This window comes from Nesterenkonia salmonea, from assembly GCF_005771525.1.
Taxonomy (GTDB): domain Bacteria; phylum Actinomycetota; class Actinomycetes; order Actinomycetales; family Micrococcaceae; genus Nesterenkonia; species Nesterenkonia salmonea.
Genome location: NZ_VAVZ01000060.1, coordinates 1 through 11,440, shown reverse-complemented (window position 1 = coordinate 11,440; position 11,440 = coordinate 1). Strand labels below are relative to the sequence as shown.

Here is an 11,440-nt window from a genome sequence, read left to right as displayed (position 1 = left end):
GTCAGCCTGCAGCGACACACCCGAGCGCGGGAACCAACGACACCCCGCCTACCCGCGCAACCTCTAACTTGCTGTTCAAGATGAGCGGTGAGGACTGGGACGACGTGCTGTCGGTGCACCTTCGTGGCGCCTTTCTTATGACACGGTCTGTGCAGAAGCACATGGTCGATGCCGGCTGGGGACGCATCGTGAACATGTCCAGCACCTCAGCACTGGGCAATCGAGGCCAAGCGAACTACGCTGCAGCAAAAGCGGGAATGCAGGGGCTGACTAAGACTCTGGCAGCAGAGATGGGCAGGTTCGGCATCACGGCCAACTCCATAGCTCCCGGTTTTATTCAGACGGATATGACTCGCGCAACGGCGAAGCGTGTGGGTATGGAGTTTGACGATTTCGTCGCAGCAGCCACTGCCCAGATTCCTGTGGGGCGTCCCGGAGTGCCCGAGGACATCGCTGCCGCAGCAGCCTTCTTCTGCTCCGAAGAGGCTGGATTCACATCCGGGCAGGTTCTCTACGTGGCAGGAGGGCCGGTGGCATGAGCTCAACAGACCGCCCAGGAGTGATCTCCGCCGCCTCACCGGGGGAACTGGCCGAGTCCGTAGGCCACACAGCAACTGGTGAATGGTTCACCATCGACCAGGAACGCATCCAGCTCTTTGCCGACGCGACACTGGACCACCAGTGGATTCACTTGGACGCAGAGCGCGCAGCTTCAGGGCCCTTCGGGGCGGCCGTGGCGCACGGATATCTGACCCTCTCGCTGCTGCCGCACCTTGCTGCTTCCCTGATTGAAGTGGGACAGGTGTCGATGGCGATGAACTACGGACTCGACAAGGTGCGGTTCATCGCCCCGGTGAATGCCGGTTCCAGGGTGCGCGCTACCACCGAGCTCAACGCTGTAGAGGATACGGCGCTCGGGACCCGCGTCAACTCAACAGTGACCATCGAACTGGAAGGGTCCTCTAAGCCCGCACTTGTGGCGGAGACAGTCTCGATATACGTGCCCGAGCAGTAACTTGAATCTCCCAACTCGATGGTCCTGAGCGGCCTAAAGCCGGAGTAGGAGGGGCCGCAGTCAACACATCTGGTTGGCTGCGGCCCCTCCTACTGCTGGGTCACTTCTGCGGGAGAGTCCTCACATCCGCTCGATCACCATCGCCATGCCCTGGCCACCGCCGACACACATGGTCTCCAGACCGTAGCGTCCGCCAGTCTGGGTCAATCCGCCGATAAGCGTGGAGGTCATTCTGGCGCCAGTCATGCCGAAGGGATGGCCGACTGAAATCGCCCCACCGTTGACGTTCAGCTTTTCCTCCTCGACACCCAGCTCGCGCGCCGAGGGGATGACCTGAGCGGCAAAGGCCTCATTGATCTCGACAAGATCCATATCCTTGATATCGAGATCTGCTCGGGCGAGTGCCGACCGGCTCGCATCTACAGGGCCGAGCCCCATAATTTCAGGAGACAGTCCGCTGACACCCGTGGAGACTACGCGCGCCAGGGGCTGGAGTCCGAGTTCTTTGACGATGCGGTCGGAGACGATGACCAGAGCAGCCGCGCCATCGCTGAGAGGGCATGCATTTCCGGCGGTCACGGTGCCGTCGGGACGGAAGACCGGGTCCAGACCCGCCAGCTTTTCCACAGTGGTCCCGGCCCGTGGACTGTCATCGCTGGTCACCACGGTTCCGTCTGCCAGAGTGACTGGCCGGATGTCCTGCTGCCAGAAGTCTGCGGCCTGCTCAGTGCGCTGCTGACTGCGAGCAGCGAACGCATCCTGTTCCTCCCGAGATATCCCATAGAGCCCGGCGACGTTCTCTGCCGTCTGCCCCATAGCGATGTACGCGTCTGGCAGTTTTCCCTCTAGCCTCGGATCGGTCCACCGTGCGGCTCCGGCATTGGAGCGTTCCTTCGTCCGCGCAGTCGCGTCGGCGAAGACTGGATTCGTGAGGTCGACGTTGGGGATGTAATCACTGGATCCAGCCGTCATGCCGCTGACCGACTCGACACCGGCAGAGACGAAGACGTCGCCTTCGCCCGATTTGATGGCGTGGAAGGCCATACGAGTCGACTGCAGGCTGGATGAGCAGTAGCGCGTCACCGTGGTGCCTGGGACGTTGTCCCAGCCCAGCAGCACCGCGATGATCCGTGCCAGGTTATTCCCTTGGTATCCACCGGGGAGGCCGCAGCCGAGGATGAGATCCTCGACCCGTGCGGGGTCCAATCCGGGCACACTGTCCAACGCGGCCTGCACTGTGCTGGCGGCGAGATCGTCAGATCTGAGGTCTTTCAGAGACCCCTTATAGGCGCGCCCGATGGGAGACCGGACGGCAGAAACAATATATGCCTCAGGCATTTCTCTCCTTAGACGAACGCCGAGTGGCCCGTGATGGACCGTCCGACGATGAGTTGATTCATGTCTTTTGTGCCCTCGAACGTGTAGACGGCCTCTGCATCGGCGAAGAACCGGGCCACTCCGTAGTCGAGGACGATGCCGTTACCCGCAACAACCTCACGGCACAGCGCCACCGTCTCACGCATTCGCGTCGTGACGAATGACTTGGCCATGGCGGCGTGCTCATCGCGCTGAGTGCCCTCATCCTGCATCTGGGAGACCCGAACGCACATGCCTAGGCTGGCGGTGATGTTGGCGATGGCCGTGGCCATCTTGTCCTGCACCAGCTGAAAAGAAGCGATCGGTCGGCCGAATTGCTCGCGCTGACCCACGTATGTCAGTGCAGCCTCGTAGGCGCCGATCATCGTTCCCAGCGCCTGCCAGGCCACGCCGTCGCGAGTGATGCGCAGGACCTTGGCGAGGTCGCGGAAGCTGTCGATCTTCTGCAGTCGATCACTCTCTGCCACTTCGACGTTCTCGAGGGTGATGTCAGCATTCTGGACGATCCGCAGCGACTGCTTGCGCTCAATCTTCGTGGCAGTGAAACCGGGAGTCCCTGCGCGCACGATGAACCCCTTGACCTGGTCATCGGCGGTGTCCTTGGCCCAGATCACGACGACGTCTGCGAAGGTGGCATTGCCGATCCAGCGTTTGGCACCGTTGAGGACCCAGGTATCGCCCTCGCGCGTGGCAGTGGTGCGCATGCCGCGGGCTGTGTCGGAACCCGCCAAGGGCTCAGTGAGCCCGAAGGCGCCGATCGTTGAACCATCGGCTAGCTTCGGCAGCCAGTGGGCTCGCTGCTCGTCAGACCCGCCAACGGCGATGGAGGTCATCGCCAGGCCACTGGATACTCCGATGAAGGTGCAGAACGAGGAATCAACACGTGCCAGCTCCATACCGATCCATCCACGGTGGACCGCAGAGGACTCCAGTGTGGAGGTCTCTTTCCAGCCGGCGCCCATCGTTCCAAGTTTGGCGAAGGGTTCGAAGAGGTGGATCGGACATTCGGCCCGTTCCCAGTAGTCATCTGCGATCGGCCGGACCTCGCGCTCCATGAACTCCCGCACGGATTGCACTGACTCCTGTTGTCGCGGCGTCAGCAGGTTCTGGAACCCGTAGAAGTCGGACTCAAGCAGCGGGATCGGCTCAGTAAGCGTGTCGGCAGTTGGGGTTGCCTCAACAGTGAACGACATTGTTCCTCCATTCATAAGGGAATGACACTAGTGTGCATCATTTTTCAGAATGTTGCACCCCTGTGTGCTCGAGCCGCTACGCTACGGCTATGTCGGATATTGGATCAGTGGGGCTGAAAGCGGCACCAACGCCCCTGTCGAAGAAGCTTGCCGCGGAGCATGTTGATGCGCAGCGCGCCTTCGTCGCGGCTCGGGAAACGTTCGTGCAGGGTGAGCGAATAGATATGGGACGCCTTGCCGCCTCGCTCGGCGTTGACCGGACATCGTTGTTTCGCTGGGTCGGAAATCGCGATGCTCTTCTGACGGAAGTCCTCTGGTCGCTGGCCGTGCCCACACTGGTGCAGGCCGAGCAGGCGGTCTCCGTGGAACCCGGCCCTGCCCCCCTGGCCGCTCTGTTGAGCCACTTTGCACAGGACCTCATCGAAGCGCCGTACTTCCGCACGTTTCTGCGCCGTGAGCCCGCGCGCGCTATGCGTCTGCTGACGACTGCGGCAAGTCCCATTCAGCAGCGCTACGTGGCCACCGTGGAGTGGCTGCTCCTGACGCGGCTCGGCGATGACGAGGGCATCGGCGCCCTCACTCACCATGCCCTGGCCTACCTGCTGGTGAGAGTCTCTGAATCTTTCACCTACGCGGACCTTATCGCCGGAGAGGCACCGAGTACTGATCAAGCTCGGGCCGCATTCAACCACATGCTGCGTGTCGACTGACACGCTCGATATCTGAGGAGACTTCATGCCCCCAGCTCGCCACGTCTTTCCGCTGCGTTGGAATGACAACGATCAGTACGGGCACATGAATAACACCGTGTACTACGAGGCCATGGACACAGCCATCAACACCTGGCTGATCCGCTCGGCCGGCCTAGACCCCGCCGGTGAGACGATGGGCTCTGTGTCGCCTCCAGCTGCGAGTTCCGTTCGCCGGCGGCCTACCCAGAAGAGCTGGCGGTTGAAGTGGGGGTGGGTCGAGTAGGGCGGACCAGCATTACCTGGGAGCTGAGAATTATGCGCTCCGGCGGGTCAGAAGTGATCGCCGTGGGGTCCTTCACCCATGTCTTTGTGAATGCGACCACGCGCAGGCCGGTGCCCATTCCTCATGGCATCAGCGAGGCTCTCGCCGACCTGCGCAGCTGAGGCGTCCAGCTCAGGGGAGGAGCGACGCCTCAGTTCAACAAACCGACCAACCGGTATGCTAATGTGAGCAGTCTCACGAAAGGTAGGTTGTTCATGACTGATGTGCCGGGCCTCGACAGTGTGGGACTCACCCGCTGGCTCAAAGTCGCTCACCCAGAGCTTGCCGGTGAAGCGCTGCGTGCCAGCGTGATCGCCGGGGGACGCAGCAACCTCACCTACCGCATCGACGGCGCCGCACGCCCCCTAGTCCTGCGCCGTCCACCTTTGGGGCACGTGCTCTCCAGCGCCCACGACATGCACCGTGAACATCGGGTCATCCACGCGCTCCATGACTCACCGGTTCCAGTCCCAGCGACTGTGGATGTCGTCGACGACGCTGAGGCCAAACAGGTGACCGGTACGCCGTTCTTCCTCATGGAATACGTACATGGTGTTGTTCTGTCCTCCCCGGAGCAGAACCGCGGATTCACCTCTGGTGCGCTGCACGGTTTGGGCATTCAGCTCGCCGAGATCCTGGCAGACCTTCATTCCGTTGTTCCTTCTGATGTGGGGCTCGAATCGTTCGGCCGACCTGATGGTTATCTTGACCGGCAGCTGGCAACGTGGCGCCGACAACTCAAAGCATCGCAGTCAAGACCTCAGCCGGAGCTTCACACGCTGCAGGACCAGCTCAGCGTCGGGCGGCCCGAGAGCCCAGCGCACGCTATCGTGCACGGCGACTTCAGGCTCGACAACGTGCTGGTCACTGAGGATCAGCACGAGCCGAAAGTGACAGCCGTGCTCGACTGGGAGATGGCAACTCTCGGTGATCCGCTAGTGGACCTCGGCATCCTTGGCCTCTACTGGCAGATCCGCTCCCTGATTGATGGCCCCATGGCACAGAGCTCGATCGTGCCCGGCGCTGGATATCCCGAATTTGAAGAGCTCGTCGACACCTACGCTGCGCGCAGAGGGATCCAGATCGGTGACCTCTCCTGGTACCGAGCTTTCGCCGCCTATAAGCTCGCCGTCATTCTCGAAGGTGTTCACTTCCGCTACCGCTCCGGAGAAACCGTCGGCGCGGGATTCGACCATATAGGCGAGCTGGTCGCGCCGTTGGCCGAGGACGGCCTGTCCCATCTCAACGCCCTCAGGAGCTGAACTATGGACTTCGCGCACGATCCATACACCATCGACCTCGCCGAACGCGTTCGGGCCTTCATCGATGACCATGTGCTGCCGGCGGAGCCCATTCTCGATGAACAGCTTGCCGACACCCCCGATGACTGGTCATTCCGCCCCATCGTTGACGAACTGCGCACGCGTGCCCGGGCTGACGGTCTGTGGAACCTGTTTCTTCCCAGCGAAGGTGGCGCAGGACTGACCAATCTGCAGTACGCACCACTGGCCGAGATCACAGGCTGGAGTCAGCGGCTGGGGCCTGTGGCCTTCAACTGCGCGGCTCCCGACACCGGCAACATGGAGCTTCTTGCAGACTTCGGCACTCCAGAGCAGAAGCGTGACTGGCTGGAGCCGCTGCTGGACGCCCGTATGCGCTCCGCGTTCTGCATGACCGAACCTGAGGCGCCGTCCTCGGACGCCACACAGATATCCACCCAGATCCGTCGGGAGGGTTCCGAAGTCGTCATCACCGGCCGCAAGTGGTGGGCTACTGGCGCGATGAATCCGGAGGCCGAGCTGCTGATCGTGAGGGGCAAAACGGATCCGGAGGCAGCTCGACACCGTCAGCAGTCGATGGTCATAGTTCCACGTGACACACCCGGGGTGCGGATTGTCCGCCCACTGACAGTGTTCGGATATGACGACCGCGACCACGGGGGGCACGCAGAGATCGTGTTCGACCAGGTGAGGGTGCCGGCGGAGAATGTCATCGGTGGTGAGGGTGAGGGTTTCGCGATTGCCCAAGCTCGGCTCGGACCCGGCAGAATCCACCACTGCATGCGCACTCTGGGGATGGCCGAACGGGCGCTGGCTCTGGCTGGCAGTCGCGCGCGGCAGCGCAGCCCTTTCGGGCGTCCGCTTGCTGAGCAGGGTGTCGTGCGTGAATGGATAGCTGAGTCACGCATTGAGCTGGAATCTCTGCGGCTGCTGGTGCTCAAAACAGCGTGGCTGATGGACACGGTCGGGAATCGGCAGGCAATGGCTGAAATCCAGTCCATCAAGATCGCAGTTCCCCGAGCCGCCCAGCGCATCCTGGACCGAGTGATCCAGATCTTTGCCGCAGCTCGCGCACTGCGCTTGGCTGACGGGCCCGACGAGGTCCACCTGTCGTCACTTGGAAAGGCAGAACTCCGCCCCTGAACAGGCCCGCTGTGCAGGCCTGAAGAAAGTTCTACTCGATGATGAGAAAAGAGGACACACTATGACGAAACGACCAGACGAAGCTGTTGACGGTCCCGGTTTCGCCACCCTGTCAATGGCCAGTCTCCTGTCCGAGACCGCCCGCCGTTTCCCCGAGCGTCCCGCCCTGCACTTCGCAGGATCGACGGTGACCTACGGCGAGCTGTGGAAACAGACCTGTGCCTACGCCGGCGCACTGAGGGCCCGCGGCATCGGTCGCGGCTCGCGAGTGGCCATGATCGTGCCCAACGTGCCCGACTTCCCCCGCGTCTACTTCGCTGTGCTGAGTCTGGGCGCCGTCGTCGTGCCAGTCCACCTGCTGTTCAAAGCACGTGAGATCGAATACGTGCTCCAGGACAGCGAAGCTGACTTGGTGATCGCCGCTGCGCCGATGTTGGCTGAAGCAGGGCCCGCGGCAGAGGCAGCAGATCTCCCGCTGCTCATGGTGCTTCAGCCTCCCTCAGATGATCCAGATGTGAAGTATCCGCGCCTCGAAGCGGAAGCTGAAGTCGCGGACCCTCTTGTTCGGCACCTGCCGGTACACCCCACGGATGCAGCAACGATTCTGTACACCAGCGGCACCACCGGCCAGCCCAAGGGCCGTGGTCTCTCACGTCTCCGGAGTCGAGCAGGTGCACTGTTCGCTCATCGATGCCTTCAACCTCGGCCCGGACGACGTCGTGTTCGGAGGGCTTCCGCTGTTTCATGCCTTTGGGCAGATGGCGGTGATGAACATGTCCTTCCGCTGCGGAGCCTCAATCATTCTGCTTCCCGCATTTGACCCCGACAAGGTCTTGGCCCAGCTGGACTCCTACCGTGCGACGGTATTCACCGCAGTGCCCACGATGTACGTCGGGATGTTGGAGGCCGCCAAGCGCAGCGATGCTCGACCACCCCTGCGCTACGCGGTGTCGGGCGGAGCCGCACTCAATCGGTGCCGAGTTTGCAATTCCAGCGTTGTTCACCAGCACGTCGAGCTTGCCCCAGTCGGCAACCGTTTCCTCGACCAGTTGGTCCCAGGCCTGCTCGTCAGTGACATCCAGGTGCGCAAATCGAGCGCGTTCGCCAAGCTCCTCCGCCAGCGCGAGGCCCTGCTCCTCTAGGATGTCGGCGATCACCACTGAGGCGCCTGCGGCGTGGAGCGCGCGTGCATAGGCCTCGCCGAGTCCCCGGGCTGCACCCGTGACGAGTGCCACGGAACCGGCGAGATTCGGCCCTTGGTGTTCTGCCATCTTCCCTGCCAGGCTCAGTCGCCGACCGCGACCACGACGCGGCCCACGGTGTCACCGGTGGCCAGCCGTGCGATAGCAGCTGGGGCCTCGGTGAATGGGACGACGTCGTCAATAACCGGCGTGATGGAGCCTGAGTCAGCCAGTTTCACCAGATCTTCGTGGGCTGCGTCGACAAGGTCGGGAAGTTTCTGCTGATAGAGAGCCCAATGCAGACCAAGGACTCCATAGTTCTTCACCAGTGCGTGATTCGCCCGGGCTGTTGGTATCTCGCCGCTGGCGAAGCCGACCACGACGATGCGCCCCTCAAAGGCGATGCACTTGGTGGACTGCTCGAACGACGACCCGCCGACAGGGTCGAAGACGACATCAGCTCCGGCTCCTCCCGTGAGCTCCTTGACTAGCTTCGCAAGACCACCACCAATCTCCGAACGCACGATGACCTCTGAAGCGCCCGCGGTGCGCGCCGTCTCTGCCTTCGCGGGAGAACCTACGACGCCGATGACCCGCGCTCCTGCTGCGGCACCGAGTTGGACTGCGGCGGTGCCGACTCCACCAGCTGCAGCATGGACCAACAGCGTCTCTTCCCGATGAAGCTGGGCTCGACGGTGAAGTCCGAACCACGCGGTTTGGTAGGCGATAGTCAGGGCGGACGCTTGGGCATCATTCAGGGAATTTGGAGCAGAACGCACGCCCGAGGCGGGCACCGCGGCATACTCAGACAGCACGCCGATCTCGGATGCCACAATCCGATCCCCCAGCGCTACGCGGTCCACCCCCTGACCCAGTGCCACTGCATCCCCGCTCAGCTCAATCCCGGGAGTGAATGGGAGCTCAGGCTGAACCTGGTACTCGCCTCGTGCGAGCAGGACGTCGGGGAAGTTGACGGCTACGGCCCTCACCCGCAGAAGTACTTCGCCGGGTCCGGGGGAGGGCACTGGGACCTCGTCCAAGCGCATGACGTCCTCCGGCTCACCGTGGTCGGTGACCCGCCATGTGCGCATGGTGTGAGGAATGGATGAATCGGTCATTGTGCTTCCTTCCGGATGCCGCTGAGGAACAGGTCCGTGAGCTGCTGGGCAACCTCACTCTTAGTCTCTGGTCCATCGGGGGAGTACCAGTGTGAGAGGTAGTGCACGTCGCTGAAGAAGTGTGCGATGAGCACTGATCGGGGGATGTCAGTCCGGAACGACCCTTCGTCCTGACCACGCTCGATGAGGGATGAGATGCGATCGTGGTACTCACGACGCCGCCGGGTGACCTCCGCGCGCCTGGGCTCGCTCAGCAGGTGCATGCTCCGAAAGAACACGGTGCCTTCGGGGAGGAAGTCGATGGATGTCTCAATGACGTCGATGCAGACGTCTCGCAGGACACTATCGGCGGGACCGCCCTTTTCCAGGGTCGTCTCCAGGTGAGCACGCTGCAGCGACAGCATGCGTTCGTAGATTCCGAAGAGCAGGTCGTCCTTGGACTGAAAGTAGTGGTACATCGCGCCTTTAGTCACACCTGCAGCCGCGACGATCTGCAGGACACTTGTGTTGGCAAACTCCTGGGTGGCGAAAAGCTCCACGGCCACGCGGGTGACTCGGTCGGCAACATTTGAGTTCTTCATGGTCTCTAGTCTGACCCCCCAGGGTCGATGCTTGCACCGCCGTCGATCTTTACCGTTTGTCCGGTGATCCAGGAGGCGTCCTCGGATAGCAGGAAAGCCACCGGCCCGGCAACATCCTCGGGTTCGCCGAGTCGGCGCAGGGGGTAGGCCTCGCCAGCCTGGTCCTCTCGTCCTTCGTAGAGCGCTCGGGCCAGTTGTGTTTTTACGACTGCTGGAGCGACGGCGTTGACCCGCACCGAGGGGGCCAATTCGTAAGAAAGCTGTTGTGTGAGGTTGATCAGCGCTGCTTTGGAGACGCCGTAGAAGGCTATGTTGGGGCTGGCTGTTGTGCCGGCGAATGAGGCTATGTTGACCACTGAGCGTTGCAGTCCTGCCGCGACGGTGTCTCGTGTCCATTCGAAAGCACTCAGGAGGTTGACCTCAAAGATTTTTCGCACCACATCGGGGTCTGTTTCTAGTACGGGACCGTATGCGGGGTTGATGCCGGCGTTGTTGACCAGGTGGTCCAGCCGCCCGAACCGATCGAGGGTATGGGCGATCGCGTGAGCTCGGTGGTCAGGATCATCGGCTTTGCCCGCTACCGCGGATGCTCGCTCTGCACCGAGGTCCGCGACTGCCTCATCCAATGCGGCCTGGCCGCGTCCGGTGAGCACTACAGAGGCGCCCTCCGCAACGAGGCGGTGAGCTGTGGCCAAGCCGATACCTCTGCTGGCACCGGTTATCAGCGCCACTCTGCCGTCGAATCTCTGCACAGCCCCTCCATACCGTCTGGTCGGTTTTATGTGTGAATAGTAGCATTCAGCCCGTCTTTTTGCCCAACAGTCGTCAGGGAACCAGTAGGCTCGGCAATCACACATGCGTTGTCTGCTAACAGCGTGTTAACACTCTGAGCGAAGGAGAACGACTGATGAGCCCGATGCGGATCGCGGTGGGGTCGGACCTTTCGGGTTACCCGTTGAAAGCTGTTATCGCAGAGAAGCTCACAGCCCACCGGCTTGTCAGCGAGCTGCTCGACGTCGGGGCGGATGGGCCTGAAGACGCTGATGCTCACTACGCCAAGGCGGCTACAAGTGTGGCTCAGCATGTGGCGGAAGGACGCGCGGACCGCGGTCTGCTCTTCTGCGGCAATGGCCTCGGTGTGACATTGATGGCCAATAAGGTTGAGGGAGTGGACGCTGTGACTGCCCACGACCTTCACTCTGTTCGGACTGCGGTCAGTCGCAACGGTGCGCAAGTGTTGTGTATGGGCTCAGAAGTCATCGCTGCCGCTGCCGCAGTTGAGTTAGTCAACGAATGGTTAGCCACTGCGATGCCTGAGCCGGATCAGTAGAAGTTCGTCGTCTGCAGGATTCATGACACTGCGGTGGGGCAAGGTGACTGAGGTCGAGACCATTCAGGATCTTGAATTATGTGCGCGCTTGGGGTGGTGCCGAACAGCGGTCACTCCGAGGCCATTGCAGCCCCAATTGTTGGCTAGGTGTAGTTCCTCGACACGTTGTGAATGGTCCGTGCAGTAGTCGGAGACCTCCGATATGGAT

Annotated in this window: 14 protein-coding genes and 2 pseudogenes; 10 read left to right on the top strand and 6 right to left on the bottom strand. The window is 61.9% G+C overall.

The window, feature by feature from the left end:
• A partial coding sequence (locus FEF26_RS14565) for an SDR family oxidoreductase (protein WP_138254264.1) occupies positions 1 to 539 on the top strand: 539 nt, incomplete at its 5' end.
• Positions 536 to 1,015, top strand: a complete 480-nt coding sequence (locus tag FEF26_RS14560) for a MaoC family dehydratase (protein WP_138254263.1) — start codon at positions 536 to 538, stop codon at positions 1,013 to 1,015. The genes FEF26_RS14565 and FEF26_RS14560, both read left to right, overlap by 4 nt.
• A gap of 120 nt (positions 1,016 to 1,135) precedes the next feature.
• On the opposite strand, the gene FEF26_RS14555 is transcribed toward FEF26_RS14560, so the two are convergent.
• Together FEF26_RS14555 and FEF26_RS14550 are read right to left on the bottom strand one after the other, a co-directional pair.
• Entirely contained in the window at positions 1,136 to 2,353 is a 1,218-nt protein-coding gene (locus FEF26_RS14555; RefSeq protein WP_138254262.1) for an acetyl-CoA C-acetyltransferase, read from the bottom strand.
• 8 nt (positions 2,354 to 2,361) lie between these two features.
• Complete coding sequence (locus FEF26_RS14550; RefSeq protein ID WP_138254261.1) at positions 2,362 to 3,585, bottom strand: acyl-CoA dehydrogenase family protein; 1,224 nt, start codon at positions 3,583 to 3,585, stop codon at positions 2,362 to 2,364.
• Positions 3,586 to 3,674: 89 nt separating this feature from the next.
• On the opposite strand from FEF26_RS14550, the gene FEF26_RS14545 reads away from it, so the two are divergent.
• The 7 genes and pseudogenes from FEF26_RS14545 to FEF26_RS16170 all read left to right on the top strand — a co-directional run.
• Positions 3,675 to 4,295 carry a QsdR family transcriptional regulator gene (locus tag FEF26_RS14545; RefSeq protein WP_138254260.1) on the top strand — a complete coding sequence of 207 codons (621 nt, stop codon included), beginning with the start codon at positions 3,675 to 3,677 and terminating at the stop codon, positions 4,293 to 4,295.
• Positions 4,296 to 4,320: 25 nt separating this feature from the next.
• A complete protein-coding gene (locus FEF26_RS16185; protein WP_243730613.1) occupies positions 4,321 to 4,560 on the top strand; it encodes an acyl-CoA thioesterase in 240 nt (79 codons plus the stop codon).
• Entirely contained in the window at positions 4,542 to 4,721 is a 180-nt protein-coding gene (locus FEF26_RS16180) for an acyl-CoA thioesterase (RefSeq protein WP_243730612.1), read from the top strand. Before FEF26_RS16185 ends, FEF26_RS16180 begins: the two co-directional genes overlap by 19 nt.
• Positions 4,722 to 4,814: 93 nt before the next feature.
• Positions 4,815 to 5,861, top strand: a complete 1,047-nt coding sequence (locus FEF26_RS14535; protein ID WP_138254259.1) for a phosphotransferase family protein — start codon at positions 4,815 to 4,817, stop codon at positions 5,859 to 5,861.
• A 3-nt stretch (positions 5,862 to 5,864) separates the two neighbouring features.
• Complete coding sequence (locus FEF26_RS14530; protein WP_138254258.1) at positions 5,865 to 7,022, top strand: acyl-CoA dehydrogenase family protein; 1,158 nt, start codon at positions 5,865 to 5,867, stop codon at positions 7,020 to 7,022.
• A gap of 61 nt (positions 7,023 to 7,083) precedes the next feature.
• Positions 7,084 to 7,602, top strand: a pseudogene (locus FEF26_RS16175) (AMP-binding protein); the annotation flags it as partial.
• A 10-nt stretch (positions 7,603 to 7,612) separates the two neighbouring features.
• A pseudogene (locus FEF26_RS16170) lies at positions 7,613 to 7,936 on the top strand (AMP-binding protein); the annotation flags it as partial.
• Here the strand turns inward: FEF26_RS16170 and FEF26_RS14520 are convergent.
• From FEF26_RS14520 to FEF26_RS14505, 4 genes are read right to left on the bottom strand one after another with little or no spacing between them, the layout of a single operon-like run.
• Entirely contained in the window at positions 7,817 to 8,293 is a 477-nt protein-coding gene (locus FEF26_RS14520) for an SDR family NAD(P)-dependent oxidoreductase (RefSeq protein ID WP_138254256.1), read from the bottom strand. The pseudogene FEF26_RS16170 and the gene FEF26_RS14520 sit on opposite strands and share 120 nt — an antisense overlap.
• A gap of 14 nt (positions 8,294 to 8,307) precedes the next feature.
• Entirely contained in the window at positions 8,308 to 9,321 is a 1,014-nt protein-coding gene (locus FEF26_RS14515; RefSeq protein WP_243730611.1) for an NADPH:quinone oxidoreductase family protein, read from the bottom strand.
• Positions 9,318 to 9,902: a TetR/AcrR family transcriptional regulator gene (locus FEF26_RS14510; protein ID WP_138254255.1), complete on the bottom strand. Its 585-nt coding sequence runs from the start codon at positions 9,900 to 9,902 to the stop codon at positions 9,318 to 9,320. The genes FEF26_RS14515 and FEF26_RS14510 overlap by 4 nt, the downstream gene beginning before the upstream one ends.
• Before the next feature lie 5 nt (positions 9,903 to 9,907).
• On the bottom strand, positions 9,908 to 10,654 hold the full coding sequence (locus FEF26_RS14505; protein ID WP_243730610.1) for an SDR family oxidoreductase: 747 nt from the start codon (positions 10,652 to 10,654) through the stop codon (positions 9,908 to 9,910).
• Positions 10,655 to 10,809: 155 nt separating this feature from the next.
• Here FEF26_RS14505 and FEF26_RS14500 point away from each other — a divergent pair, with 155 nt between their 5' ends.
• Positions 10,810 to 11,232, top strand: coding sequence for an RpiB/LacA/LacB family sugar-phosphate isomerase (locus tag FEF26_RS14500; RefSeq protein WP_138254253.1), 423 nt, complete (start codon positions 10,810 to 10,812; stop codon positions 11,230 to 11,232).
• Positions 11,233 to 11,440 lie beyond the last annotated feature (208 nt).